This window comes from Micromonospora sp. NPDC005087, assembly GCF_042872965.1.
In the GTDB taxonomy this organism is placed as follows: Bacteria; Actinomycetota; Actinomycetes; order Mycobacteriales; family Micromonosporaceae; genus Micromonospora.
Window position 1 is genome coordinate 246,263 of sequence record NZ_JBIALB010000001.1, and the last position, 26,432, is coordinate 272,694.

General features: G+C 71.5%; 24 protein-coding genes and 2 pseudogenes. 6 read left to right on the top strand and 20 right to left on the bottom strand.

The window, feature by feature from the left end; all coding sequences use genetic code 11:
• Nucleotides 1-2: 2 nt before the first annotated feature.
• The 8 genes and pseudogenes from ACFYPS_RS01100 to ACFYPS_RS01135 all read right to left on the bottom strand — a co-directional run bounded on the left by ACFYPS_RS01100 (nt 3) and on the right by ACFYPS_RS01135 (nt 8,641).
• Complete coding sequence (locus ACFYPS_RS01100; protein ID WP_387322186.1) at nt 3-2,753, bottom strand: AAA family ATPase; 2,751 nt, start codon at nt 2,751-2,753, stop codon at nt 3-5.
• A gap of 515 nt (nt 2,754-3,268) precedes the next feature.
• The gene (locus tag ACFYPS_RS01105; RefSeq protein ID WP_334624357.1) at nt 3,269-3,724 is read right to left on the bottom strand and encodes an NUDIX domain-containing protein; all 456 of its coding nucleotides are present in this window, start codon (nt 3,722-3,724) and stop codon (nt 3,269-3,271) included.
• A gap of 63 nt (nt 3,725-3,787) precedes the next feature.
• Nucleotides 3,788-3,940: pseudogene (locus ACFYPS_RS01110) on the bottom strand (GNAT family N-acetyltransferase); the annotation flags it as partial.
• A 140-nt stretch (nt 3,941-4,080) separates the two neighbouring features.
• Nucleotides 4,081-4,755 (bottom strand): cytidylate kinase family protein, encoded by a 675-nt coding sequence (locus ACFYPS_RS01115; protein ID WP_387322188.1) that lies wholly within the window; start codon nt 4,753-4,755, stop codon nt 4,081-4,083.
• Nucleotides 4,756-5,197: 442 nt separating this feature from the next.
• Nucleotides 5,198-5,737 carry a GNAT family protein gene (locus tag ACFYPS_RS01120; RefSeq protein WP_354962492.1) on the bottom strand — a complete coding sequence of 180 codons (540 nt, stop codon included), beginning with the start codon at nt 5,735-5,737 and terminating at the stop codon, nt 5,198-5,200.
• A gap of 136 nt (nt 5,738-5,873) precedes the next feature.
• Nucleotides 5,874-6,869 (bottom strand): WGR domain-containing protein, encoded by a 996-nt coding sequence (locus tag ACFYPS_RS01125; protein WP_387322190.1) that lies wholly within the window; start codon nt 6,867-6,869, stop codon nt 5,874-5,876.
• A 91-nt stretch (nt 6,870-6,960) separates the two neighbouring features.
• The gene (locus ACFYPS_RS01130) at nt 6,961-8,205 is read right to left on the bottom strand and encodes an RNA polymerase sigma factor (protein ID WP_387322192.1); all 1,245 of its coding nucleotides are present in this window, start codon (nt 8,203-8,205) and stop codon (nt 6,961-6,963) included.
• Nucleotides 8,206-8,260: 55 nt separating this feature from the next.
• A complete protein-coding gene (locus tag ACFYPS_RS01135) occupies nt 8,261-8,641 on the bottom strand; it encodes a YciI family protein (RefSeq protein WP_387322194.1) in 381 nt (126 codons plus the stop codon).
• 200 nt (nt 8,642-8,841) lie between these two features.
• Here ACFYPS_RS01135 and ACFYPS_RS01140 point away from each other — a divergent pair, with 200 nt between their 5' ends.
• Nucleotides 8,842-9,234: an MmcQ/YjbR family DNA-binding protein gene (locus ACFYPS_RS01140; RefSeq protein WP_387322196.1), complete on the top strand. Its 393-nt coding sequence runs from the start codon at nt 8,842-8,844 to the stop codon at nt 9,232-9,234.
• On the opposite strand, the gene ACFYPS_RS01145 is transcribed toward ACFYPS_RS01140, so the two are convergent.
• The 4 genes from ACFYPS_RS01145 to ACFYPS_RS01160 are packed head-to-tail and all read right to left on the bottom strand — an operon-like array spanning nt 9,190 to nt 12,708.
• Nucleotides 9,190-9,750, bottom strand: a complete 561-nt coding sequence (locus ACFYPS_RS01145; RefSeq protein WP_387322198.1) for a hypothetical protein — start codon at nt 9,748-9,750, stop codon at nt 9,190-9,192. The genes ACFYPS_RS01140 and ACFYPS_RS01145 overlap by 45 nt on opposite strands.
• Nucleotides 9,751-9,773: 23 nt before the next feature.
• On the bottom strand, nt 9,774-11,177 hold the full coding sequence (gene sthA / locus ACFYPS_RS01150) for a Si-specific NAD(P)(+) transhydrogenase (RefSeq protein WP_387322200.1): 1,404 nt from the start codon (nt 11,175-11,177) through the stop codon (nt 9,774-9,776).
• A gap of 44 nt (nt 11,178-11,221) precedes the next feature.
• Nucleotides 11,222-11,860 carry a response regulator gene (locus tag ACFYPS_RS01155; RefSeq protein ID WP_387322202.1) on the bottom strand — a complete coding sequence of 213 codons (639 nt, stop codon included), beginning with the start codon at nt 11,858-11,860 and terminating at the stop codon, nt 11,222-11,224.
• Entirely contained in the window at nt 11,857-12,708 is an 852-nt protein-coding gene (locus tag ACFYPS_RS01160; RefSeq protein WP_387322204.1) for a sensor histidine kinase, read from the bottom strand. Before ACFYPS_RS01160 ends, ACFYPS_RS01155 begins: the two co-directional genes overlap by 4 nt.
• Nucleotides 12,709-12,716: 8 nt before the next feature.
• On the opposite strand from ACFYPS_RS01160, the pseudogene ACFYPS_RS01165 reads away from it, so the two are divergent.
• Nucleotides 12,717-13,202 (top strand): annotated as a pseudogene (locus ACFYPS_RS01165) (ABC transporter ATP-binding protein); the annotation flags it as partial.
• Nucleotides 13,199-15,721, top strand: coding sequence for an ABC transporter permease (locus tag ACFYPS_RS01170; RefSeq protein WP_387322206.1), 2,523 nt, complete (start codon nt 13,199-13,201; stop codon nt 15,719-15,721). The pseudogene ACFYPS_RS01165 and the gene ACFYPS_RS01170, both read left to right, overlap by 4 nt.
• 52 nt (nt 15,722-15,773) lie before the next feature.
• On the opposite strand, the gene ACFYPS_RS01175 is transcribed toward ACFYPS_RS01170, so the two are convergent.
• Nucleotides 15,774-16,196, bottom strand: coding sequence for a DUF2000 family protein (locus ACFYPS_RS01175; protein ID WP_387322208.1), 423 nt, complete (start codon nt 16,194-16,196; stop codon nt 15,774-15,776).
• A gap of 50 nt (nt 16,197-16,246) precedes the next feature.
• On the opposite strand from ACFYPS_RS01175, the gene ACFYPS_RS01180 reads away from it, so the two are divergent.
• Nucleotides 16,247-17,104, top strand: a complete 858-nt coding sequence (locus ACFYPS_RS01180; protein ID WP_354962480.1) for an AraC family transcriptional regulator — start codon at nt 16,247-16,249, stop codon at nt 17,102-17,104.
• Between the two features lie 117 nt (nt 17,105-17,221).
• Nucleotides 17,222-18,043, top strand: coding sequence for an alpha/beta hydrolase (locus ACFYPS_RS01185; RefSeq protein ID WP_354962479.1), 822 nt, complete (start codon nt 17,222-17,224; stop codon nt 18,041-18,043).
• 6 nt (nt 18,044-18,049) lie between these two features.
• On the opposite strand, the gene ACFYPS_RS01190 is transcribed toward ACFYPS_RS01185, so the two are convergent.
• From ACFYPS_RS01190 to ACFYPS_RS01220, 7 genes are all read right to left on the bottom strand, one after another.
• Entirely contained in the window at nt 18,050-18,883 is an 834-nt protein-coding gene (locus tag ACFYPS_RS01190; RefSeq protein ID WP_387322211.1) for a helix-turn-helix transcriptional regulator, read from the bottom strand.
• Nucleotides 18,884-19,175: 292 nt separating this feature from the next.
• Nucleotides 19,176-20,600, bottom strand: coding sequence for an aldehyde dehydrogenase family protein (locus ACFYPS_RS01195; RefSeq protein ID WP_354962477.1), 1,425 nt, complete (start codon nt 20,598-20,600; stop codon nt 19,176-19,178).
• Nucleotides 20,601-20,684: 84 nt separating this feature from the next.
• Nucleotides 20,685-21,650 carry a zinc-binding dehydrogenase gene (locus tag ACFYPS_RS01200; RefSeq protein ID WP_354962476.1) on the bottom strand — a complete coding sequence of 322 codons (966 nt, stop codon included), beginning with the start codon at nt 21,648-21,650 and terminating at the stop codon, nt 20,685-20,687.
• Nucleotides 21,647-22,009 carry a hypothetical protein gene (locus ACFYPS_RS01205; RefSeq protein WP_354962475.1) on the bottom strand — a complete coding sequence of 121 codons (363 nt, stop codon included), beginning with the start codon at nt 22,007-22,009 and terminating at the stop codon, nt 21,647-21,649. Before ACFYPS_RS01205 ends, ACFYPS_RS01200 begins: the two co-directional genes overlap by 4 nt.
• Nucleotides 22,006-22,872 carry an extradiol ring-cleavage dioxygenase gene (locus tag ACFYPS_RS01210; RefSeq protein WP_354962474.1) on the bottom strand — a complete coding sequence of 289 codons (867 nt, stop codon included), beginning with the start codon at nt 22,870-22,872 and terminating at the stop codon, nt 22,006-22,008. Before ACFYPS_RS01210 ends, ACFYPS_RS01205 begins: the two co-directional genes overlap by 4 nt.
• 31 nt (nt 22,873-22,903) lie before the next feature.
• Entirely contained in the window at nt 22,904-23,674 is a 771-nt protein-coding gene (locus tag ACFYPS_RS01215; RefSeq protein WP_354962473.1) for a citryl-CoA lyase, read from the bottom strand.
• A complete protein-coding gene (locus ACFYPS_RS01220) occupies nt 23,659-24,795 on the bottom strand; it encodes a CoA transferase (protein ID WP_354962472.1) in 1,137 nt (378 codons plus the stop codon). Before ACFYPS_RS01220 ends, ACFYPS_RS01215 begins: the two co-directional genes overlap by 16 nt.
• A 198-nt stretch (nt 24,796-24,993) precedes the next feature.
• On the opposite strand from ACFYPS_RS01220, the gene ACFYPS_RS01225 reads away from it, so the two are divergent.
• Entirely contained in the window at nt 24,994-26,430 is a 1,437-nt protein-coding gene (locus ACFYPS_RS01225) for an amidohydrolase family protein (protein WP_387322214.1), read from the top strand.
• The last annotated feature ends 2 nt before the right edge of the window (nt 26,431-26,432 follow it).

Below are 26,432 nucleotides of genomic sequence, written 5' to 3' on the forward strand. Positions count from 1 at the left end.
CCCTATGCTTGCGCGTCGGCCCTGGTCATCGCGGCACCCAGCTCCGCCCGGGTGGAGATGCCGAGCTTGCGGTAGATCCGAGCGAGGTTCGCCTCGACGGTCTTCGGGCTGACGAACAGCTCGTCGGCGATGGCCCGGTTGGTCCGCCCGCGGGCGGCGAGCTGGGCCACCCGTTCCTCGGTGGGGGTGAGGTGCCGGGGCGTCGGCGGGCGTCCACCGACGCGGGCCAACTCGGCGCGGGCGCGATCCGCGAACGCGGCCGCGCCGATCACGGTGAACTCCGCGACCGCCGCCTCCAGCGCCTGCCGGGCCGGCAGCTTGCGGCGGGCCCGGCGATGCACGATGCCGGCCACGAACAGGCAGCGGGCGCGGTCCAACGGCAACACCTCCGGCGGTACGGCGTCCCGTGCCGCCGTCAGCGCGTCGAGCGCCGCGCCGGGGTCGACACCGGTGGCGCTGTCCAGCAGCGCGCGGGCCCGAGCAGCGCCCAACATCGTCCAGGGACGCGGCAACCGACGGTGTCGGGCGGTCAGCCGGGCCAGCACGGTCGCCGCCAGGTCGAGGTCGCCCACCCCGACGCACGCCTCGATCCAGTCCGGCTCGAACCGCATGGCCAGCGGCTCCACCAGCCCGTTCGCGTCGATCGTCGCGGCCAGGCCGGTGTACGCGGCGGCCGCCTCCGCCATCCGGCCGGCGGAGAGCGCCACGAATCCGGCCAACTGCTGGTGGATCCGTCGGCACCAGTCGTCGTCCAGTTCGTCGGCGAGCCGCAGGCCGGACTCGGCCACCCGGCTCGCGTCGGCCAGCCGGCCCCGGTGCGCGTCGAGCAGCGCGGCAAGCCAGGCCTCACCGACCAGGCCCGTGCCGAGCTGGTCACCCAGCTCCCGGGCCGCGCTGATGTGCCGTTCGGCGTCTTCCCACCGCCCGGCCAGCAACTCGGCCTCGCCGAGGTGGGAGAGCAGCTCGTGTTGCAGCGGCTCGTCGCCCCTCGCCTCGGCGCGGCCCAGCATCCGGTGCAGCCGCAGTCGGGCCCGCTGCGCGTCGTCGATCGACTTCCACCAGATCGCGGGCACCGTGCTCGCCAGCCACGCCGGTTCGTCGCCCTCCAGGGTGAGGGCCCGGTCCAGCAGGTCGGTACGCGGTGGCCGTCCGAGCCGTACCTCCTGGAAGAAGAGCAGGACCAGGGCGGCGGCGAGCAGGTCGTGTTCGTCGTCGCGTCCGTCCAGCAGTGCGGCGGCCGCCTCGGCGTGCTTCCGGGCCGACTCGGTGTGGTCCTGAAAGACGGCAAGGTGGGCATGGATGCGGCCGGCCAGGGCCGAGCCGGCCGGAGCCGCCGCCAACGCCCGGGTGCCGTTGTCCACCGCGACCCGGCTGGCCTCACCGGCGGACCAGGCGACGACGGCCCGCAGCAGGAGCGACTCCGCCCGTACCTCGCCGGTGAACTCGGCCGCGACCGCCTCGGCCGCCTCCCGGGCCGCCGGGAAGTCGCCGCTGTCGAACCGGCAGCGGGCCGCGGCCAGTCGCCGCCGGCCCAGGCGTGGCCGGTCGTCGACCGGGGTGAGTTGGCCCGCGCGGTCGTGCAGATCGGCGGCGAGGTCGGGCGCGCCCCGGCTGTGCCAGCGTTCGGCCGCGGCGGCGAGGGTGTCCGCGACCACCGGGTCCGGGTCCGTCGCGCAGAGCGCGAGGTGCCGGGCCCGCTCGTCCGGATCGGCGAGCAGGTCGGCGAGCTGGCGGTGCAGGCGGCGGCGGACCCCGGGCGGGATACTGGCCCGGACGGCCGCCGCGTACACCGGGTGGGTGAACCGCACGCCGTTCGGCGTCACCACGATCAGCCCGGCCTCCTCGGGCGCGTCCAGCTCGGCGGTGGACACCCCCGCCGCCGCCAGGTCGGCCAGGGTGGGCACGGTCAGCAGCGCGGCGAGCCGCACCGCGGTGCGGCTGGCCAGGGGCAGCCCGGCGAGGACGTCCGCGAGCAGGTGGTGCATGGACGCGGCCACCGGCAGGTCGTCGCCGGGTGCGGGCTGGCGCGGGAGGCGTTGCACGGCGCGGACCACCTCGATGGCCAGCAGCGGATTGCCCTCGGCCTCCCGTGCCACCCGCACGAGCATAGGCCGGCTGAGCGTGACCCCGAGCTGCCCGCGCAGGACGTGGTGTAGCGCGCCGACGTCCAGGGGAGGCACCTCGACCCGTCCGACCGGGCCGCCGACGTGACCCGCACCGAGACCGAGCGGTACGTCGTCGGGTGTGCCCTGGCCACGTCGGCGGCTCAGCAGGGTCGCCAGGCCGGTCACCCGGCGCAGGGCGTACCGCAGCGCGCGTTCGCTGGGCCGGTCCAGCCAGGGCGCGTCGTCGACCGCGAGGAGCACCGTCGGATGGGTGCTCGCCGCCGTCGCGGCCTCCAGCAATGAGCGGGTGGCCGCCCCGACCACCCGTACGTCGACCGCCTCGTGGGCGTCGCCGGAGAGGAGCACCACCTCGGCGGCGATCCGCTGTGGCCGGGGCAGCTCGGCGACCCGGTCGGCGAGCGGGCGGAGCAGGTCGGCCAGGGCAGCGTACGGGAGCTCGGATTCGGCCTCGGTCGGCGCGCAGCTCAACACCAGCCACCCGGCCTGCGTCGCGTGCGCGACCAGCGCCCGCCACAGCTCGGTCTTGCCGATGCCGGCAGGCCCTTCCAACAGCACCGGCCCAGGCTGGCTCAGGAGGCGCCAGGCCTGGTCGAACACCTCGTCCCGCCCGACGATGGCGCGTCGCATGCGGGAATTCTGGCATCGAGCAGGTCGACGGACCATCCCGCCAACGGGTGACCGGGCTGGCTCGTCGGTCGGGCCGTTGAGCAGGCGTACGGTGCCGTCCGCCCAGCACCGGTGTGCCGTGCCATTTCAGCGTGCCTGGCCTGCGGCGTCCGTGCCGCGGTTGGCTGCGCCCGGCGGCAGCACCTTGGATCGGGTCGGCTGTGCTGGACGCTCAGGCTGTGCTGGTTCGTGCCTGTCGAGCTGCCCCAGATGTGGGCCCGTGACCGTACGTCCCCGTCCCCGTCTCGGGCGCGACGCGTGCCGAACGCCGCCCCCAGCCCGGACGGTCGTAGAGCCACGTCGGTGTCGGCATTGGGACGAGCGTGTTCGTGCGGGGTGAGCTCTTCCTCCGCACGCCGGCAGCCACCGGAGCGCGTCACGGACCGTCGCCGAAGCGGGCTAGCGCCGACAACCGGATCTGTCGATGACCGGATGCAGGGGATTCAACCGGACGGAGGTGCCGAGCAGCGATGGATCTACGGGCCGCTCGGCGATGCGGTTGTCCGTGCTTCGTCGCGACGAGGCAGCCGGTCAGGCTCAGGCAGGGAACGAAGCAATGCCGGCAGGGCGCCAAACACGAGGGGAAGGCCGCCCAGCTCGCTGATCCCGACCCATGCGATGTCGTCATGCTCCTCAGGTGCACGGTTGGTGGGAGAGCCGACCCAGTCTCTGATTTGCCAGACGCCCACGTGGACGGCGTCCTCGCCACTGCCGGCATGCAGGTCGCCCAACCGTGACGAGGACTCCGCCACAATGTGAACCCCTAGCTCCTCGTGCATCTCACGCGCGAGGGCCTGTAGTTCCGACTCACCCGCTTCGACGTGCCCCCCGGGCAGATCCCAGAGATCCGGGTATGCCCGGCGGGTCGGGCTGCGGTGTACCAGCAGGACCGCGCCGTTCTCCACGAGTGCGCCGCAGACGACGACATGCATGACGGGATTAGAGCACAGGGATAGGACAAGCTCGCTCCAGCCAGAGGGCACGCGCTGGCGGAATCCCAGCGCCCGCGCCACTCGGCGCGACGGTTCCGGTCGAGCCCGCCACTGCGGCAGCAGATGGTTCGCCAAACCGTCCGCGGCTGCGACGGAGGCAACGGCACGTGCCAGCCCGCGCCCACGGTGATTCGGCTTTGTAGGCCATGGAGGCATCCTCACGCCTGGCCCAGTGTTCACGCCACCGAGTTCGCAGCTGTCAGGGTCGGCACCCACATTGGCCGCAGACCGTACGCTACGCAGCCGTCGCCATAACTGCACCAAGCCCGCACCCGGTCGTGCCGAACTGAGTGCGGTCAGTGTGTTCGGGTTTCCCAGGCCGGCTGCTGGGGCTCGTCGTTGTGCACGATGATGTCGACGTGATCGGTTGGGCGGACCGTAGCGAAGTAGAGCTGTTGGGAGGGGATGTATCGCTCGCGCCAGCGCCGTTCGACGTCCGCCCGAGATGACACCCGGCGCTCTCGGGTCACGGCACGATCCACGGTCTTCTCGAGCGCGGTCGACACGAAGATGCGCAGGTCCCACCGATCAATCAGTTCCGGGCGCATGAGGAAGACGCCGTCGAAGACCAGCACCGCGTCGGCGGGCGCAGTCGTGACCGGCGGGGACAACGCGGTATCCGCGGTGCGGTCGTAGACCGCGTTTTGGAAGCGTCGATCTCCGCCCGGACCGAGCGGATCGAGCAGAACCCGGTTCAGCGCATCGTAGTCGTGGGCGTCGAAGTAGCAGCCTTCAGCCGAGTACTCGCCGCGCGGATAGCGCCGCGCCCGGGGGAAGAGGAAATCGTCGATCGTCGCGCGGATGACGTCGCGGCCCTGTGTGCGCAAGACGAGGGCCAGCTCGTCGGCGAGGGTGGTCTTGCCTGCGGCGGGCGGTCCGTCGATGGCAACCCGCGTCGGGTGTGCGGCTGTGACGGACCCGACTGCCTCAGCCAAGCGGCCGAGCACCTCGTCGCGGGTGCCTTGGTCCATGTCCTGCCCCGTCCTGGTCTGGCGAAGGTCGCCGTGTCGCGCCGACCTTCTGTCTGACAGCCCCTTCGCGAGCGCGCCACTCCCCGAGCCAGCGGGAATGCCCCGATGCGGAAGTGGCTTCGGTCGCGGCGCAAACGGTCTGTCATGCCGCGGCTTCGTCATCCTCGACGCTGACGACGGCGGGCGCTGGTCGCTCAGTACAGCGTGACCGCTCATACCGGCGACCGTGCGCACAGCACGGCAACGGGTGGACGTCGCCTCGCCGCGGATGGACGTGCGGTGGCGCCCGACGCACGATCGCGCCGATGAGCGCAATGTGCCCTATGTGGTGTAGCCAGGGCCCCGAGGAAGATGCGAATCGCTCCCAGGGTGGACGGCAACCCCGACGTGCCTCGGACGCCTGAGCCGCCCGATCACGACCGGACGTCGCCGCGCCGGCCGGCTACGGCGTCCAGTCGCGTCGGAGCAGACCGTAGATCACCATGTCTACGAAGCCGTCGCCGTCGTACTCGCGCTCCCGCTGGGTGCCTTCGTGCGTGAAGCCGCACGTCTCCGCGGTCCGCCGCATGGCCGTGTTGCTGGCCAGCGTCTCCAATTCCAGACGGCGTAGGTTGCGGTTGCGGAAACCGTACCGGCAGAGCAGCCGGATCACCTCGGTCCCGTACCCCTGGCCACGCGCCTCGGGTAGCAGCGAGATGCCGAGGTGGGCGTACTGATTGAACGCGTTGATCCCCCACAGCACGCTGCCACCGAGGAAAGTGCCGTCGGCCACGGTTTCGGCCAGCAGCGACACCGTGGTCTGGCCGTCGGGCGGCTCGGTGACCTGCTTCTCCAGCCGGGCCCGAACCTGGCCGACGTGGCGCGGCAGGAACGGCTCGCCGTCTGTGATCAGGTGCAACTCGGGATCACCGTACAGGCGGAACATGTTCGGCGCGTCGTCGGGCGTAGGCGGGCGCAGTCGGACCCGGTCGGTGGCGAACATGCCGCGACGCTAACAGCCGGCATGGAGATCCACGACCGGGTTAGACCGGGGCATCCGGACCGCGAGAGGGTGCTGGTCTCCGAGCCGCGGCGTACCAATATGACGAGATGAGTGCGTTGCTTATCCCGCCGAGCAGCTATACCGCAGGGTGGGAGTCGAGCAGGAATTGGTGCAGGTCGCCGGGGGCAGCGAGATTGGTTGGGGTCAGCCGACGGACCTCGCCGCGGAAGGACCGGAGTTCCAGCCAGCTGTCAGATGCGGCTGCCGCGAGCTTGGGCAGCAGGGTGTCCAGGCGGGGGCGTGGGTACACCTTGAACGTGCGATCGCGCTCGGGGTAGGGGCCTTGGATGTCGAAGCGCAGGTCGACGACCGGATGCGGTCGACGCGCCCAGTCGCTGTAGGGCAGCGCCCCGTGCCCGTGGATCCGGGCGTCGACGAAGGCCTCCGCATCGGCGTCGCCGATCTCGCAGTCGTAGATCGGAAAGACGGTGGCCACCTTGGCTGCGATCGTCGGGTGAGCGACGGCGGCTTGACCCAGCGCGGGCGAGCACAGCAGCGCGTGGCTGAACGGCCCTGCCGGGCGCGACAGGGCGATCTTGTGATGCGATTGCCCGTCGAAGGGAAGGTCGCGAACGGTGACGACCGTCTCCAGGAACTCCGCGACGGACTCCGGTCGATGCGACGATTCGCGGACGTTGAACGCGAGAGCGCCGAGGCCCTGGTCACGCAAGATCAGGTAGCGGTAGAACCCTTTACCCGGAGACTTCGGATAGATCTGTGCGTGGCAAACCACGTCACGGAATTCCTCCACGGGCCGATAATGCGGTCGCGGAAGCCCGTAAGCCCGCTTCGCTACCGCGTCGGCGATAGTCTCTACCACGAGCGCGTCCGGGTCGCCGATCGGTGCGGGTAGGCCGGCTACCTCGAGGAAGCCCTTGCGAAGCTGCCCCCTGATCTTCTTCTCGACGTGCGACTTCGCGTGACGCTCATCCAGCAATGCCACGGTCGTCGACCCGCCACGACGGCTACCGTCACGGCCCCAACTTATGAAGCAGCGGATGTCTTCCTGACGAATCTGCCAGAACTCACAGGCACCGCCTTGGACCCGCTCGAACCGCCGCCAATGGCCCACCCAACGCCCACCTTCCTGCCGCGGCGACCCTACCAACGACGCCCGCTCATCCCGCGAACCGGTGCTGGAACGGGCTGGCTCCACGTGTCGGTCAGCCGGCGAGCTGGTCGCGGCGACGGGTGAGGTAGGCCCGCTCGGCGGGGTTGCCGGCGAGACCGATGGCCCGGTCGTACGCCGCCCGCGACTCGCCGCCGCGCCGGAGTCGCCGCAGCAGGTCGGCGCGGGCGGCGTGGAAGGCGTGATAGCCGTCGAGGATCTCGGCGAGCCGGTCGATCTCGGCGAGCCCGACCTCGGGTCCGTCGACCTCGGCGACCGCGACCGCCCGGTTGAGCCGCACGATCGGTGAGGGGTCGAGCAGCATCATGCGGCCGTAGAGGGCGGCGATGGTGGACCAGTCGGTGTCTCGGGCGGATGGGGCATCCATGTGGACCACGTTGATCGCGGCCTGCAGTTGGTAGCGCCCCGCTGGGTCACCGCCGGCCGCCACCGCCTCGACCCGCTCGCGGATCAAGGCTCTGCCCTCGGCGATGAGGGTGCGGTCCCAGGCGCCGCGGTCCTGCTCGTCGAGGGTCACCAGTTCCCCGGTGCGGGACACGCGCGCCGGCCGCCGGGCGTCGGTGAGGAGCATCAGGGCAAGCAGGCCGGCTACCTCGCCGTCGTCCGGCAGGAGAGTTCGGAGCAGGCGGCCAAGGCGGATCGCCTCGTCGGTGAGGTCGACGCGCACCGGCTCTTCCCCCTCGGTGGCGAGATAGCCCTCGTTGAAGACGAGGTAGACGACCGCGAGCACACCGGCGAGCCGCTCGCGGATGTCGTCGTCCCTGGGCACCCGGTAGGGAATGTGTGCTGCCTTGATCTTTGCCTTGGCGCGGGTGATCCGTCGCGCCATCGTGGTCTCCTGCACCAGAAAGGCGCGGGCGATCTCGGGGACGGTGAGGCCGCCGAGCAGGCGCAGGGTGAGCGCCACCCGGGCCTCCAACGCGAGCGCAGGGTGGCAGCAGGTGAAGACCAGTCTGAGCCGGTCGTCCTCGACCGGGCCGGTCGGCTCATGAGGGGTGTCGTCGTACACGATCCGGGCCGCCTCGTGCTTGGCGTCGCGCTGCGATTCGCGACGGAGCCGATCGATCGCCTTGCGGGTCGCGGTGGTGGCGAGCCAACCGCCGGGACTGGGCGGTACGCCGTCACGCGGCCACCGCTCCGCCGCCGCTACGAACGCCTCGGCCGTCGCTTCCTCGGCGACGTCGAGGTCGCCGAAACGGCGCGCGAGGCCGGCGACCACCCGCGCCCACTCCTCGTGGTGGACACGGGTGATCGCCTGCTCGACGGTGGGATCGGTCACGGCTCCGGCAGCGCTCGGACGGATTTCTCGGACAGCAGGTGCCTGGGCGCCGCGTTCACTCCTTCCCGGAGCCGTCACGCCGGGCCTCCCCGGGACCTCGGAACCGGTGCACCTCCTGCGGCCAGTCGAGCACGGTCGCGAGCCGGCCGGCCCAGTATCGCGCCCCTGCGTCGTCGGGCACGTCCACGACGGCGAAGCCGCCGAGGTGCTCCTTGGTCTCGACGTACGGGCCGTCGGTGAAGACGGGCTTGCCGTCAACCCGCTCGACACTGCACACCGCGGTGGACCGGTCGAGCCCGCCGTTGCTGAAGATCAGGACACCCTCGGCCTGCATCTCCTCGATCACGACCCGGGCGGCCGTGCCCTTCTCGCGTATCTCCTCCGCCGTGTGGTCGGGCACCCACTCGTCGTTGAAGGTGATCAGGTACTCCGTCATGGTCGTCTCCTCTCAGTCCCCGGACGAGGGCCTTTCTCGACTCCTCGTGTCCGTCGGCCCAGCCGGCCGCCGCACCACTGGTTCCACGAACGGCTGCGCCTCGATACGACACCATCCCGGAAACTCATCTTCAAGGCAGCCCTGGCGGCAGGACACCACTGCGGTCCACCGTGTGTTTACCTTCCGATATGCCGCACCCCATGATGTTTGACGAGGCAGACCCACTCCTGAGCCGGCTGCGGGCGCTCGCCCTGGCCTTCCCCGACGCGGCCGAGAAGATCTCCCACGGCCATCCCGCCTTCTTCACCACCAAGGTCTTCGCCTACTACGGGGGATCGGTGAAAGTCGACGGGGTCCATCGGCAGCATGAACATTCGTTGCTCGTGCTGGTTGATCCCGACGAGCGAGTGGCGCTGTTGGACGAGGAGCGCTGCTTCGTGCCGGCCTACCTGGGTCCCTACGGGTGGATCGGGGTAGACCTGGCCGGAGACACCGACTGGGACGAAGTCGACGAGTTACTCGACGCCAGCTACCGACGTACGGCCGGGCTACGCAGGGTTGCCGTGCTCGACTCCCGGCGTTCCCGACCGTGATGCTGTGTGCGTGATCTCAGTGGCGCCGTGGGCCCACGACCCCTCGAACCAGGATTCGTGTTCCGTGCCGTAGAGCGACTCATACTGCACCCGAATTGTGATTCGCTGCGTCACCGCCGTCCAGAAATCGGCGTCTCTCGCGGGGTCATACGCCTCAAGAGCAAAGATCATCATCTCGTGACCGACCGGGATGTGCCTGCCGGGACGGAGTGACACGAAGTGCGGCCAGAGCGGGAAGGTGCCGCGCAGGGGGTCGACGACGTGCTTCTCCCATGGGCCGACGGCTTCGCCGTCAAGGAACAGCATGGTGGTTTTGATGATGGCTGGCCCGAGGCCGGCATTGGTGATTTTGATGCCTGCCGTATGCCCGTCGTGTCGTAGGCATTCGAAGCCCAACAAAGGTCGGACGGACTGCCAGTTGTGTCGCCGCGTCGCCCTCATCTCCCCGATCGACACCACCAGGGAAGCGATAGCGATCGTCGTCGCGCAAGCCGCGATGATTGAGCTTGCATCCATGCGTTCTCCCGACCTGGAGGGGTTCAGCCGTCGATGCGGGTGATGTTGCGGATCTTGTTGGACGCGTCCAGGGCGGCCACCTTGTACGCCTCGGCCAGCGTCGGGTAGTTGAACACCGCGTCGACCAGGTAGTCGATCGTGCCGCCGCAGCCGATCACGACCTGCCCGATGTGGACGATCTCGGTGGCGGCCGTCCCGAACACGTGCACGCCGAGCAGCCGGCCGTCGTCGGGTGAGACGAGCAGCTTCAGCATCCCGTACGAGTCACCCACGATCTGGCCGCGAGCCAGCTCGCGGTAGCGCGCGATGCCCACCTCGAACGGCGTCGACGTGTCGGTCAACTGCGCCTCGGTCTGCCCCACGAAGCTGATCTCCGGAATCGTGTAGATGCCGATCGGCTGAAGGCCGTGCATCTCCCGGATCGGCTCGCCGCAGGCGTGCTGCGCGGCCAGCCGGCCCTGCTCCATCGACGTGGACGCGAGGGCCGGGAAGCCGATCACGTCACCGACCGCGTAGATGTTCTCCACCGAGGTGCGGTAGTTGGCGTCCACCTTGATCCGGCCGCGCCGGTCCGCCTCCAGCCCGGCTGCCTCCAGAGCGAGGTCGTCGGTCTGGCCCTGCCGACCGGCCGAGTACATGACCGTGTCCGCGACGATCTTCTTGCCGCTCTTCAGGATGCACAGCGCCGCAGTCTGGTGTTTCTCGACGGCGGCGACCTCCTCGCCGAAGCGGAACGCCACGGACAGGTCGCGCAGGTGGTACTTGAGCGACTCGACGATCTCCTCGTCGCAGAATTCGAGCATCCGGTCCCGGCGTTCCACCACGGTCACCTTGGTGCCGAGGGCGGCGAACATGGACGCGTACTCCATGCCGATGACACCGGCGCCGACCACGACCATGCTGCGGGGTACGGCCTGGAGGTTGATGACGCCGTCGGAGTCCACGATGGTCCGATCGTCGAAGTCGACGCTGTCCGGGCGGGCCGGGCGAGTGCCCGCCGCGATGATGATTTTGTCGAACGTCACCCTGGACTCGCGGCCGGAGCCGCCGTCGACCCAGATCGAGTGCGCGTCCGCGAACCTGCCGGTGCCGGTGATCATCGCGACCCGGTTGCGGGCGAGCTGGTTGCGGATGACGTCGGTCTGCCGGGTGATCACGTGCTGGGTCCGGGCGGCCAGGTCGCTGACCGTGATCTCCTCCTTGACCCGGTAGCTGCTGCCGTAGAGGTCCCGCTGGCTGAGCCCGGTCAGATAGAGCACAGCCTCGCGCAGCGTCTTGGACGGGACGGTGCCGGTGTTGATGCACACCCCACCGATCATGTCGCGGCGGTCCACGATGCCGACCCGCCTGCCGAGCTTGGCGGCGGCGATCGCGGCCTTCTGCCCGCTGGGTCCGGAGCCCAGCACCACCAGGTCGTAGTCATACACAACCGTTAGCGTCGCAAGATGTCGGCACCCGCGCCAGACCCGGATCAGCCGATGAGGCGGCGTTCCCAGGCCCAGGCGGCGATCTCGACCCGGTTGCGGGCCTTGAGCTTCATCTGCACGCTGGCCAGGTGGGTCTTGACCGTGCCGACCGCGATGAAGAGCTGCGTGGCGATCTCGGCGTTGGTCAGGCCCCGGGCGACGAGCTTCACGACGTCGAGTTCCCGCGGGGACAGGCCGGCGTCGTCGCGCGCCGGAGCGGGTGAGCTGAGGTGCTCCAGCAGTCGTACCGTGATCGACGGGCTGATCAGCGCGTCACCGGAGACGGCCGCGCGGACCGCTTCCACCAGCAGCGCCGGGCCGGAGTCCTTGAGCAGGAAACCGCAGGCGCCGTTGGAGAGCGCGGTGTGCACGTACTCGTCCAGGTCGAAGGTCGTCACCACGACCACCCGGACCGGGTCGGCGACGCCCGGCCCGGCGAGCAGCCGCAACGCTTCGAGGCCGTCGAGGCGGGGCATCCGGATGTCCAGCAGCACCACGTCCGGGCGGAGTCGCCGGGCCAGCTCGACGGCGACGACCCCGTCGGCGGCCTCGCCGATCACCTCCATGTCCGGCTGTGCCCCGATGATCATTCCGAAGCCGGTGCGGACCATCGCCTGGTCGTCGGCGATCAGCACCCGGATCATCGGCTCACCGCCGTGCGCAGCGGGAACGCCGCATCGAGCACCCAGCCGCCGGTGACGCCAGGCCCGGCGGAGATCGTGCCGCCGAGGGCGCGTACCCGTTCGGTGAGGCCGATCAGGCCGAAGCCGTGTCCCCGGGTCGGCGTGGTGCGCGCCGATGCGCCGTCGTCGGCCACCCGGACCAGCAACCAGTCGGGGGTACGTCGCACCGCCACGTCCACGGACCGGGCGTCCGGCGCGTGCTGACGGGTGTTGGTCAGCCCCTCCATCACCACCCGGTACGCCGAGGTCGAGACCTCCACCGGCAGCCCGTCCAGGTCGCCGTCGACGTGTAGCCGTGCCGGTGCGCTCGCCGTGCCGTTGAACCCCGTCAGCAGCGGCGCCAGGTCCGCCACACCGGCCAGCGGGGCCAGCGGCGCGTCCGGCGGGGCGTCCGGGTTGCGCAGGATCCCCACCATCCGCCGCATCGACGCCATCGTCTCCGCGCCGGCCCGCTCGATCTGCTCCAGGGCGACGATCACCCGCTGCGGGTCCTGCTCGGCGACGAACCGGGCACCCTGCGCCTGCACCACGATGCCGGTCACGTGGTGGGCGATGAAGTCGTGCAGGTCACGGGCGAACTCGGCGCGCTGCTCGGCCCGGACCAGCGCGATCGCCCGCTCCCGACCGGCGGCGATGATCCGCAGGTAGAGCCCCACCCCGGCGGCGCCGGCCGCGGCGAGCACCTGAAGCAGACCGAAGATCACGAGCAGGCTGTCGGTGCCGGTGCGCAGCGGCACCGCGGCGACGGCCAGTCCGGCGGCCACCGCCGCCCACGGGGCGAGACGGGGCGCGCCCCAGCGGGTCACCACGAAAACGACCCCGCCGCGAGCGGATCGGGTTCGTCTTCCAGTCCTTCAACCTGCTGCCGCAGCTCACCGCCGCGCAGAACATCACCCTGCCGCTGGATCTCGCCGGCCGGCAGCCCGACGCGGAACTCTTCGCACACCTGGTCGGCGTGCTGGGGCTCGGCCAGCGGCTCCGGCACCGCCCCAGCGAGCTCTCCGGTGGCCAGCAGCAGCGGGTCGCGCTGGCCCGGGCGCTGGTGGCGCGCCCCGAGGTGGTCTTCGCCGACGAGCCGACCGGCAACCTCGACTCCCGCTCCGGCGCGGAGGTGCTCACCATCCTGCGCGACTCGGTACGCGACCTCGGCCAGACCGTCGTCATGGTCACCCACGACCCGATCGCCGCCGCGTACGCCGACCGGGTGGTGCTGCTCGCCGACGGCCGGGTCGCCGGGAAGATCGACAAGCCGGACCAGATGTCGGTCACCGACGCGCTGCGTGATCTGGCGGCCGGCGCGTGAGGGCGACGGTGCTGCGTACCCAGACGAGCGCCGCGGCCCGGCGCCCCGGCCGGCTGGTCCTGACCGGGCTGGCGATCCTGGTCGCGTCGTTCGTCGTCTTCGGCACCGTGCTGGTGCAGCAGATCACCGAACGGACCGTGCGGGACAACCTCAGCGGCACCCCGGCCGCCACCGACCTGGTGATCGGCGACTCCGAGCAGCCGCCACCCACCGTGACGGACCTGCAGCACGTTCGCGCCGTGCCCGGTGTGGCCGAGGCGGTGGGCCGGGTGGCGATCGGGGTCTCCCTCGGCGAGGGATACCTCAACCTGCAGGCCGACCCCGGCACCGGCCCGCTGGCCACGGTCCAGGTGGTCGAGGGCAGCTATCCCGAGGGCCCCGGCGAGATCGCGATCACCCCGCGTACCGCCGAGCGGCTCGGGCTCCGGGTCGGCAGCACGACCAACGGCACGGCCGGTGAACTCACCACGCCGACCCGGCTCACCGTGACCGGCGTGGTCGAAACCGCAGTCGACGCCGGCTCCGACGCGTACGCCCCGGACCGTCTCGTGATCTCCTGGGCGACCGTGGAGCGCGTCGATGTGCGGGCGGCCCCGGGCGAGTCGGAGGCCGTCCGTCAACGGGTGACCGAGGTGGTCGCGGCAGGCCAGCCGGTCCGCTCCGGCGCGGAGGTACGCCAGGCGGAGGCCGACGCGGCGGCCCAGGAGATCGGGAGGCTCTTCATCCTGGTCGGCATGTTCGTCTCGATCGCGGTCGTCGCGGCCGCGCTGGTGGTCACCTCGACCTTCCGCATCGTCTTCGCCCAGCGGATGCGGCAGCTGGCGCTGCTGCGCGCGGTCGGCGCGAACCGGGGCACCCTGGTCGGGGCGTTGACCGCCGAGGGAGCCCTGACCGGGTTCGTCGCCGGCGTCGTCGGCGTCGCCAGCGCCCTCGCCCTCGGGTACGCGCTGCCGGCGGTCCTGCGCTCCACCGGCCACGCGGTCTCGTCGCCGGGCCTGCCACTGGCGGCGGCGGTCGCGGTGGTGATCGGCGCCGTCGTGATCACCGTGCTGGCCGTTCTGGCGCCGGCACTCTCGGCCGCCCGCGTCTCCCCCCTGGAGGCACTGCGCACGGCGAGCACCACCGCCGGTCGGCGCGGCATCGGCGTACTGCGCCTGGTGTTCGGGTTGCTCCTGGTCGCCGGCGCGGCCCTGGCCGCTGTCGCGACGATCAGCCAGTTGCCGGAGCCGGAGCAGCGGTCGTACGACCCGACGGAGCCGCTGCTCCTGCTGGTCGGGTCCGGTGCGCTGGCGTTCTTCGCGTTGGTCGCGCTCGGGCCGCTGCTGGTGCGTCCGGTGCTGGCCGTGGTGGGTTGGCCGCTGCGCCAGCTCGGGTCGCTCGGGCGGATGTCGGTCGGCGGGATCGGCGGGGCGCCGCGCCGGGCGGCAGCGGTCTCCGTCGTGGTCGCGCTCGGCGTGACCCTGATCTCCGGGGTGGTCATCGGCGGCGCGTCGCTGCAGGTGCTCGCCGAGCGCGAGATGGCGCTCTCGGCACCGAGCGACTTCGAGGTCACCAGCAACGGTGGGACACTGCCGGCCGCTGTCGTGACCCGGGCCGAGGCAGCGCGGGGCGCGCTGTCCCGAGTGGTGCCCTACCGGCGCATCGACGACGTCACGCTGATGCGCGGTGCCGACAGGCTCGGCGACGCCGAGTTCGGGTACCCGACGAACGACCTGGACCTGGCGGTGTTGCCGAGCACCGGCGATCTGGACGTGGCGGAGGGCACGCTGGCCGACCGCGGCCCCGGCCGGATCGTGCTGAACAGCTGGGTCGCCGGGAACGCCGGTCTTCGGGCCGGCGACGCCGTCACGCTCGCCATCGCCGCGCGCAGGGTCGACGTGCGGGTGGCCGCGGTCCTGCCCGGCGACGGCCCGCTGCACGCGGGCATCCTCACCGACCGGGCTGACCTGGACCGGCTCGGCGTGCCGACGGCGTACACCGGTCTGCTGGCCGACGCGGCCGGCTCCGGCGAGGACGGCCGCACCGCCGGCGTGCGGGCGCTGCGGCAGGCGATCGGGGGCAGCGAGGGGGTGGGCCTCGCGGTGCTCGCCGACGAACGGGACCGCAACGACGAGGTGGTGAGCACCCTGGTCTGGATCGCGGTCGGCCTGGTCGGCCTGACCGTGCTGATCGCGGTCGTCGGCGTCGGCTCCACGACCGCGCTCTCGGTGGTGGAGCGGGTACGCGAGTCCGGGTTGCTTCGGGCGATCGGCCTGTCCCGGCCCGGCCTGCGCACGATGCTGACCGTCGAGTCCGGCCTCTACGGGGTGATCGGTGCGACCATCGGTCTGCTGCTCGGCGTCCCGTACGCCTGGTTGGCGGTCCAGACCCTCGGAATCAACGCGCCGCTGACCGTGCCGGTGCTGCCGCTGGTCGGGCTCTTCGTGGCGCTGATCGTCCTGACCGCGTTGGCCGGGGTACTGCCGGCCCGGCGGGCGTCGCGGGTCAGCCCGGTGGTGGCGCTGGGGGCCGATGGCTGAGCACCGCCGCGGGTCGGCGCCGGAAGCCCGGCGCCGACCCGCGGCGACCCGGTCAGGGATGCATGGTGGCACCCTTGAGCACCTTGTCCACCACGTTGCGCGGGGCGTGCAGCGCCAACCCCACGAGGTCGATCTTCTCCCGACCCGCCGCCCGCACGGCGGCCCGGTTGTCCCGGTCGTTACCGGTGGCGAACAGCTCCTGCGTGAAGATCGAGAGGCGTAACCCACGGCTGAGCGCACGCGAGTGCGCGCCGGCCAGCACGGCCCGGTCGCCAGCGAAGACCAGCACCGGCTGGCGGAACATCGGCAGGTACGTGGTGCCGTCCGCGTCGCGGTACTCCTCGCCGAGCAACTCCGGCTCGGCGTTCGCGACGCCGCTGATCAGGAAGGCGGTGACGTTCAGCTGTTGCCAGCCCGCCAGGTCGTTGCGGAGCAGCACGGCAATCTTGGTGGGAAAGCGGATCGGTTCGGTCATGGCGTCGAACCTGCCCGAACCGGTACCGGCAGGTCTTGTACGTTCTTAGCGTGGTCACCCGGCCAGCGGGCTCGCACGTCAGCGCGTGGCGACCCTCGGTAGCCGGGGTCGCCGAGGTCTTCCACGCCCACTTCGTGGATCACGCGTACCCGCCGCACACCCACGACGCGTGGACGCTGCTGATCGTCGACGATGGCGCGGTCCGGTTCGACCTCGACCGGCACCGGCACGGCGCGCTGCGGACGTCCGTCACCCTGCTGCCGCCGTACGTACCGCACGACGGCCGCGCCGCCACGCCGCACGGCTTCCGCAAGCGGGTCCTGTATCTCGACACCTCGACGCTCGGTGCGGAGCTGGTCGGCCGCGCGGTCGACCAGCCGAACCTGGCCGATCCGCGACTGCGGCACCGGATCCACCACCTGCATCAGGTGCTCGCCGTACCCGGCGACGAGTTCGAGGCCGACAGCCAGCTCGCGCTCATCCTGGACCGGCTCCGCCAGCAGCTCAGGCAGCCGGCCCGAGCCAGCGTCCAGCCGGCCGCGCGCGGCCTCGCCGTCCAACTGCGTGAGCTGCTGGACGCCCGCACCGTCGAGGGCGTCCCGCTGCGGGAGGCCGCCGCCCTGCTGCACGCCCACCCGACCCATCTGGTCCGGGCGTTCACCCACGTGCACGGGCTGCCGCCGCACTCGTACCTGACCGGTCGCCGGGTCGAGCTCGCGCGTCGCCTGCTCCTCGAGGGGCGGCGTCCCGCCGAGGTCGCCGCCGCGGCGGGGTTCTTCGACCAGGCTCATCTGACCCGCCACTTCCGGCGTCACCTGGGCGTCAGCCCGGCCCGCTACCCGGCCGCGCAGCGCTGGCACGGACCGCGTTCGGGCGAAGCGGCCGTCCCGCCCGCCGGCCGCACCTAGCATCGGGGGAGGACCGTCCCGGACCCGTTCAATGGTGTCCGCAGGTACGGCGCCGGCACGGGGTGCCCGCCGTGGCCCGTCCGTCCGATTCCCGACCCGCGACCAGGAGGCATCGGCATGAGCTACGTCAAGGCCAAGGACGGCACCAAGCTCTACTACAAGGACTGGGGCGAGGGGCCTGTCGTCACCTTCTCCCACGGCTGGCCGTTGAGCGCCGACGCCTGGGACGGGCAGATGCTCTTCCTCGTCCAGAACGGGTTCCGGGTGGTCGCGCACGACCGTCGCGGGCACGGCCGGTCGAGCCAGGCCCGCAGCGGCAACGACATGAACGGGTACGCCGACGACCTGGCCGCCGTCATCGAGGCACTGGACCTGCGGGACGCCACCCTGGTCGGTCATTCCACCGGCGGGGGAGAGGTGGCCCGCTACATCGGCCGGCACGGGACGGAGCGGGTCGCCAAGGCCGTGCTCATGTCCGCCGTACCGCCGATCATGGTGCAGAGCGCGGACAACCCGGAGGGGCTGCCGATCAGCGTCTTCGACGACCTGCGGGCCCAGCTCTTCGCCGACCGGTCGCAGTTCTACCAGGACCTGGCGCAGATGTTCTACGGCGCCAACCGGCCGGGTGCGAAGGTGTCGAAGGGGATCCTCGACCAGTTCTGGCTGTGGAGCATGCAGTCCGGCATGTGGAACGCCTACGAGAGCATCAAGGCGTTCTCCGAGACGGACTTCCGGGACGACCTGGCGAAGTTCGACATCCCGACGCTGGTGATGCACGGCGAGGACGACCAGATCGTGCCCGTGAAGGACTCGGCGCACAAGACCGCGAAGCTCGTCGCGAATGCCAAGGAGATCTACTACCCGGGCGCACCGCACGGCATGACGGCGACGATCCAGGACCAGGTCAACAAGGATCTGCTCGCGTTCCTGCGGAGCTGACCGGGGTCAGACGAGCTGGGCGCCGATGACGGTGAGCAGCCGCAGCTTCTCGTCGCTCTCCGACCCGGGCACGGCGGTGAAGACCAGCAGCGTCTGGGACTGGTCGGGATCCACCAGCGTCTGGCAGTGCAGCTCCAGCGGCCCCACCTCCGGGTGGACGAAGCGCTTCGGAGGGCAGTAGCCGGCCTGCACCGGGTGCTCCCGCCACAGCTGGGCGAACTCCGGGCTCGTGGCCAGCAGGGAGTCGACGATCGTCGCCGCCCGCGAGCCCCGGCCGTCGCGGGTGTACGCCGCGTGCAGGTGCGCCACGAGGAGCCGGCTCTGCGTCTGGTGGTCCTCCGCCGGGTGTAGCTGCCGGGTCTGCGGGTCGGTGAACCAGCGGTGGTGCAGGCTGCGCGCCAGCCCGGTGTGCCGGGTCTCGTCGCCGAGCAGCGCGATCGCCGGCACGGTCTGCGCCAGGGTCTCGCCGAGGTGGTTCACCACCTGGGCGGGGGTGTCGTGCAGCCGGTCGAGGATCCGCATCATGCCCGGGTTGACGTGGTCGGCCCGGACCGTACGGTGCGGGACGGCGTGACCGGCGAGCTGGAACAGGTGGTCCCGCTCGGCCAGGGAGAGTCGCAGGCCACGGGCAAGGGCGGCGAGCATCTGCTCCGAGGGGTGTGGCCCCCGCTGCTGCTCCAGCCGGCTGTAGTAGTCGGTGGACATTCCGCTCAGTGCGGCGACTTCCTCGCGTCGTAGCCCTCCGGTCCGCCGGCGCCGGCCCCGGGGCAGCCCCACGTCCTCGGGCTGGAGCGCCTCGCGTCGGGTACGCAGGAAGCTGGCGAGTTGGGCGCGGTCCACGGTGGCTCCTCGATCGGTGGGTGCCGGTGGGGGACCGGCACAGTGACTGCAACAGGCGAACCGGGGCGGGGTGTTCCGCTCCGGCGCCCCGAGGATGCCGGGGGCGGCGGCCTTGCATCAGTCCTTTGCTGTGCTTCACCCCACGCAACACCAGACGTCCGCTATCCGGACAACCGGTGTTGCGCCGGTTGAAGCAGAGCAAAAAGCGCGCGGAGGGCGGGACCGGGCGGCCCGGCCCCGACGGCGCGGGACAGCCCCGGCCCGACGGCGCGGGCCGGGACGCCGGGCGCGATCAGCGCTGGATGGACTTGGTCTCCAGGAACTCCTCCAGGCCGAAGCGGCCGAACTCGCGGCCGTTGCCGGACCGCTTGTAGCCGCCGAAGGGGGCGAGCGGGTTCCAGTGACCGCCGTTCACGTCGACCTGGCCCACGTGCAGCCGCTTCGCGACCGCGAGGGCGTGCTCCGGCTCGCCGAAGACGCCGCTGGTCAGGCCGTACAGCGTGCCGTTGGCGATGGTTACGGCCTCATCCTCGTCGGCGTACGGGATGATCGTCAGCACCGGGCCGAAGATCTCCTCCTGGGCGATCGCGGAGTTCGGGTCGACGTCCGCGAAGATCGTCGGCTGCACGTAGGCGCCCTTCGCCAGGCCCTCCGGCCGACCTGGGCCACCGAACACGAGCCGGGCGCCGTCGGCGACCCCCCGCTCGATGTACCCGACGACCTTCTGCCGGTGGGCCTCCGAGGCCATCGGGCCGATCCGGGTCGCCTCGTCGGCGGGGTCGCCGACGGTGAACTGCTTCGCCGCCTCGACGGCGAGCGACACGACCTCGTCCTGCCGGGAGGCGGGCACCAGCATCCGCGGCCATGCGCCGCAGACCTGGCCGCCGTTGGCGAAGGACATCATCACCCCGGCGGTGACCGCCTTCGGCAGGTCGGCGTCGTCGAGGATGATGTTCGCGCCCTTGCCGCCCAACTCCAGCGCGACCCGCTTCACGGTCGCCGCGGCCACCGCCCCGATTCGCTGCCCGGCCCGGGTGGAGCCGGTGAAGGAGATCATGTCGATGTCCGGGTGGGCGGAGATGGCCTCGCCGACGACCGCGCCGGTGCCGTACACCACGTTGAACACGCCCGCCGGTACGCCGGCCTCGGCGGCGACCTCGGCGAGGATCCGCGCGGTCAGCGGGGCGTTCTCGGACGGCTTGAACACCATCGTGTTTCCCGCGAGCAGCGCCGGCGCCAGCTTGGAGACGATCTGCTGCAGCGGGAAGTTCCACGGCGTGATCGCGCCGACCACGCCGATCGGCTCGCGGACGATCAGCGAGTTGCCGACCTCCTCGGTCCAGGCGAAGTCGTCGGCGAGGCCGGCGACCGATTCGATCACGGCGGCGGGGAAGGCGACCTGGGCGGTCCGGGACATGCCGATCGGGGAGCCCATCTCGGCGGTGATCGCCCCGGCGATCTCCTCCTGCCGGGCGGCGAGGCCCGCGCCGAGGCGGCGCAGCACATCCGCCCGGTGCTGCGGGGTGGTCGCCGCCCAGGCGGGGAAGGCCGCCCGGGCGGTGGCGACGGCCCGGTCGACGTCGGCGGCGGTGCCGGCCGGCGTCTCGGCGACGATGTCACCGGTCGCCGGGTTCACGACGGGAAGGGTGCCGGCCGAGCCGGCGACGATCTCGCCACCGATCCAGTGGCCGGTGACGGTGTGGGTGGAAGGTGTCATGCACCGACCGTGGCACCGGCGCCGAGCCCCAACCAGGTGCGGTCTATCCAGGGTTTCGCGATCCCTGGCTGGGGCCGGGCCTGGTCAGAGCGCGAGGACGACGCGGCCGGCCGCGGTGCCGTTGTCCTGCCGGGACCAGGCGTCCGCGACCGAGGCGAACGGCACGATCTCATGGTCGACGGTGAGCCGACCGGCGGCCGCGTGCCCGGCCACCACGGCCAGCGACGCCGCCCGCTGCTCGGTCGACAACCCGTTGTTGGTGTAGCCGATCATGCGCAAGGAGCCACTGCGCAACACGGCGGACTCGATCGGCGCGGTGGCGCCCGCGGCGCTGCCCAGGTTGACCAGGCGGCCACCCGGGCGCAGCACCCGCAGCGCCGCCGCGGCCGGAACGCCGAAGACCGGATCGAGGACGAGATCGATCGGACCGTTGGCGGCGTCGCGCAGTCGGTCGGCCATCGACGCGACGTCGTCATCCGGCAGCAGCGGGAGGGCGGCCGCCGCCCCGAGCTCCTCGGCGCGGGCCCGCGCCGAAGCGGAGCGGGCCACCGCGATCACACGCCGCGCCCCGCCGAGCAGGGCCAGCTGCACGGCCGCCTGGCCGACCACGCCGCCGGCGCCGAGCACGATGACCTGCTCGCCGGCCACCAGGCCGCCGGCGCGGGTCAGGGCCGCGTGCGCGGCGACCGCGGAGAGGCCCAGGGCGGCGAGCAGGGTCAGCGGTACGTCGGGCGGCAGCGCCACCACGTCGGCGGTGGGCACCGCGACCGTGGTCGCCATGCTGCCGTCGACTCCGGGCCGCATGCCGGCCGAGGTCCCGAACCAGACGGGGGTGCCGTCGGCGAGCCGGCCGACACCCTGCACGCCCGGCACGTACGGCGTCGCCGGCGTGCCGAAGTAGCTGGTGCCGGTGGCGCAGAGCACGTCGAGCGGGGTGATCGGCACCGCCTCGACGGTGACCACCACCTCGCCGTCGGCCGGCACGGGGGCCGGCCGCTCGGAGACCGTCGGCGGAGTGCCGCAGGCGGTGAGCTGGGCCGCGCGGATCACGTCGCGATGTCCGGGTAGGGCATCGCGAAGTGAGCCAGCCGCGCGCCGTAGGACTTCTGGTACTCCAGCGGCTCGGTGTTGTCCCGCTCGAAGACGGCGATGAAGAGGGTCAGCGTCAGGAACGGGTGGGCGCCCAGCTCGAACAGCTTCACGTGGTCGTGGGCGGCCAGCGCCTCGCGCTCGACGTCGTCGAAGCGCAGCCAGGTGCTCGCCTCCCCGCCGTGGCAGTTGAGCACCGCGTTGGCGCGTTCAGCCTCCCACCAGGCGACCAGCTCGCGCGGCTCGCTCCGGTAGCGCTCGACCAGCTCCGGATCGCGGTCGACGGTGTAGAGGAACTTGTTCAGCAGGTACTTGCTCATGCCGCCGGCGCTCCGTTCGGGTACCAGGTGAAGTACGCCTCCATGGTGTGGAACAGGTCGAGGGTGTCGACGTAGTCGGCCTTCACGCCGGCACCGGCCACGCCCATCATGAGCATGAAGTCCATGAAGCCGTGGGTGGCGTTGCCCGGTGAGTGCAGGCTGTCCAGCGTGACCTCGCGCAGGCACCCGTCCAGGTCGCCGTTGGCGATCCACTCGACGGCCCGCTGGTCGAACTCCGGGTCCGGGCCGTGCGGGCCGAACTGCCGGGGCCCACCGAGCTCGAGCGAGAGGTGGCCGGTGCCGATGACGGCGACCCGCAGGTGCGACGGCCACGACTCGACGATCTCCCGGATCGCCTCGCCGAGCTGGACGAAGCGCTTCGGCTGCGGCAGCGGCGGCGCGAAGATGTTCGTGTAGATCGGCACGATCGGCAGGTCGGCCTCGGGCCGCAGCGTGATGATCGGGCAGGTGATGCTGTGGTCGATGCGCAGCTCGTTGCTGAACGCGAGGTCGAAGCCGGCGTCGAGCCCCGCCCGCAGCACATGCGCGGACAGGTCCTCCTGACCCTTCAGCAGCATGCGGGGCAGGCCGAACTCACGCTCCTCGTTGTACCAGTTGGCGTCGTAGAAGGGCGCCTTGCCGACCAGGAACTGCGGCATGTTGTCCAGCCAGAGCTGGTGGAAGTGGTCGGAGCCGACCATCACCAGCACGTCGGGCCGGGCCCGGGTCAGCGTCTCCCGGAAGGCCAGGATCTTGCTGGTCCACTCGTCGGCGAACGGTGGCCGATCCTCGCCCGTGGCCGTGCTGGCGCGGTAGTAGAAGGGGTGATGGGTGGAGGCGATGACCGCGACGATGGAGGCCATTCCCACTCCTCTCGGGGGCTGAAAAGGGGGATCAGGGTTCGTACACGGCGTTGCGGTCGACGGTGCGGTAGATGTCCATGCCGAGCGGTCGGCGCCGCTCCTCAGCGAGGTGCCCGAGCAGCCCGGCCGCGCGGGCCAGCAGGGCGAACCCGCGCAACATCTCGACGGGGAGCCCGAGGTCGGCGAGCGCCGCGCCGCAGACCCCGGCGCCGTTGAGCGGCAGGGTCCGGCCGAGCACCTGCGGGTGGACCCGTCCGATTGCCTCGAACAGTCGCAGGTGCGGGCCGTGCAGACCCTCCTCGGTGGCGATCCGGATCAGGACGGGGGTGCGCGGGTCCTGCTCCTTGTGCACGGGGTGCCCGAGCCCCGGGACCAGCCGGCGCTCCTGCCGGGCACGGGTGACGGCGTCGAGCGCCACGGCGTCGTAATCGGTCACCTCTCCTGCCTGCGCGAGCGTGTCGGCGAGGAAGCGTCCACAGTCCTCGGTGACGCCGAGGAAGCGCGAGCCGCCACCGAGCAGGCCGGCGGCGAGCGCGCCCTGAAGCGACTCCGGGGCGGACAGGTAGGTGAGTCGGGCGGCGATCGCCGTCGGGGTGAAGCCGTGGTCGGCGAGCGCCACCAGTACCGCCTCGAAGACCCGCACCTCGCCCCGGGTGGGCCGGCGGCCGGCGACCAGCCAGTACGCCAGCTCGCCGAAGCCGACCTGGCCCATCAGGTCGGCGGCCAGGTCCTGCCCGAGCAGCGAGATGGTGGTCGGGTCGGACGTGCCGATCCCGGTCGGGAAGCTCAGCTCTTCAGCCACGCGCGGATCTCCTCGCCGTGTTCGTCGAGCCCGGGCGGCGGCAGCTCGTACCGGGCGGGGGTGTCGGAGAAGGTGATGGGGTTGCGGACCCCCGGCACGTCGCCGACGGCCACCACCGGGTCGAGCCCCAGCTCCTGGGCGAGCGCCACGCCGCCGTCGATGGTGTTGATCGGTGCGCACGGTACGCCCGCGGCGAGCAGGTCGCGGAACCACTCGTCCTTGGTCCGCTTGGCGAGTCGTTCGACGAGCAGGGGTCGCAGCTGTTCGCGGTTGGCGGTGCGATCCTGGTTGCGCCCGAAGCGCGGGTCGTCGGGCAGGTCGGGCAGGTCGAGTACCTGGCAGAGCTTGCGGAACTGCCCGTCGTTGCCGGCGATGACGATCAGCTCGCCGTCCGCCGTGGGCAACGGCTCGTACGGGAAGAGGCTCGGGTGCGCGTTGCCCATCCGGAACGGGACGGTGCCATCGGCGACGTAGCCGCTGGAGTGGTTGACCAGGCCGGACAGCGCGGAGCTGAGCAGGTTGACCTCGACGTGCTGCCCCTTGCCGGTCGCGCCACGGTGGTGCAGCGCGGCGAGGATGCCGATGCTCGCGTGCAGCCCGGCCATCACGTCGAACACGGAGATGCCGGCCCGGTACGGCGGGCCGTCCGGGTCGCCGGTGAGACTCATCAGGCCCGAGATCGCCTGCACCATCAGGTCGTAGCCGGGGAAGTCCGCTCCGGCGCCGGTGCCGAAACCGCTGATGCTCGCGTACACGACCTTCTCGTTGCCGGCGGTGACGGTGTCGTAGTCCAGGCCGAAGCGGGCCAGGCCGCCGGGCCGGAAATTCTCGATCATCACGTCGGCGCGGCGGGCGAGTTCCTGCGCGGCCGCCAGGTCGTCCGGCTTCTTCAGGTCGAGGGCGATCGACCGCTTGTTGCGGTTGATGCCGAGGTAGTACGTCGAGACGCCGTCGCGGGTGGGTGGCATCCAGGTGCGGGTGTCGTCGCCACCGGGGCTCTCCACCTTGATCACCTGGGCGCCCAGGTCGGCCAGGAGCATCGTGGCGTACGGCCCGGCGAGGATCCGGGAGAAGTCCGCGACGAGCAGGCCGGCTAGTGGCCCCGTCGAATGCTGCACCATGTTTCCGCCCGTTCTGCGGACACCTGTCCGCAGAAATAGCTTGCGTCACCGGCTGGGAGCTGTCAACGGTCAGCTCATCGTACCGAAACGGGTCCTTGACACGACTTCGTGACCGGGACCACACTGGCGCCACTCGGGGCTGGCCGCACAGCGGACAACGGTCCGGAACCCCTCGTACCCGGAAAGGAATGGGTGGCGATGAGCGCAACCTCCCGGCCGGTGGTCTTCCGCAACGGCCTGGTTCTCACCATGGACGACGCACACACGGTGCTGCCGGGCGCCGACGTGCTGGTCATCGGCGACCGGATCGCGGAGGTGGGCGTCGGCCTCACCGCTCCCGACGACGCCCTGGAGATCGACGCCGCCGGCGGCATCCTCATGCCGGGAATGGTCGACACCCACCGGCACATGTGGCAGACCGCCATGCGCGGGTACGGCGCCGACTGGACCCTGACGCAGTACTTCGTCTGGTACTACCTGGAATCCGGCAAGCTGTTCCGGCCCGAGGACGTGTACGCGGGCAACCTGCTCGCCGCGATCGAAGCGGTCGACGCGGGCGTCACCACCACCGTCGACTGGTCGCACGGCCTCCAGACACCCGATCACGCCGACGCGGCCGTCGACGCCCTCGAGGCGGTCGACGGACGGTTCGTGCTCGCCTACGGCAACATCCAGCAGGGCCCGTGGGAGTGGGCCACCTCGCCGGAGTTCCGCGACTTCCACCGGCGCCGGATCGACGGCGGCAAGCTGGCCGGTTTCCAGATGGCGTTCGACGTCACCGGCGATCCCGCCTTCCCCGAACGCGCCGCCTTCGAGGTGGCCCGGGAACTGGGCGCCGCGGTGACCACCCACGCCGGCGTCTGGGGCGCCACCAACGACGACGGCATCCGGCTGATGCACGAGCACGGCTTCATGAACCCCTCGACCGTCTACGTGCACGCGGCGACGCTCACCCACGACTCGTACAACCGGATCGCCGCCACCGGCGGCTCCGTCTCCGTCTCCACCGAGAGTGAGCAGAGCGCCGGGCAGGGTTACCCGCCCACCTGGCAACTGCGCCACCACGACATCCCGGTGTCGCTCTCCATGGACACCAGCGTCTGGTGGAGCGGCGATCTCTTCTCGGCGATGCGGACCACGCTCGGCGCCGACCGCTCCCGCGAGCACCTGGAGGCGCACGCCAAGCAGGACACCATCACCCACTGCCACCTGCGGGCCGAGCAGGTCGTCGAGTGGGCCACCCGGGGCGGCGCCCGCGCCCTCGGCATGGACTCCACGATCGGCGCCCTCACCCCCGGCCGGCAGGCCGACATCGTCCTGATCAAGAACGACGCCTCACCGGTGATGTTCCCGATCCTCAACCCGCACGGTCACGTCGTCTTCCAGGCCCAGCGCGGCGACGTGCACACCGTGCTGGTGGGCGGCCGGGTCGTCAAGCGGGACGGCCGGCTGGTCGACGTCGACCTCGCCGCCGCGCGGGCCAGGGTGGCGGCCACGATCGACCACCTCCGCGAGACCATGGGGGAGGAGGCGTGGCTGCGGGGCATGAACCCGGACGTCCCGGAGACCGCGATCCTGGAGAACCCGTACCAGTACACCGAGTGGGACGCCGGCTCGGCGCAGTGGAAGCATTAGGA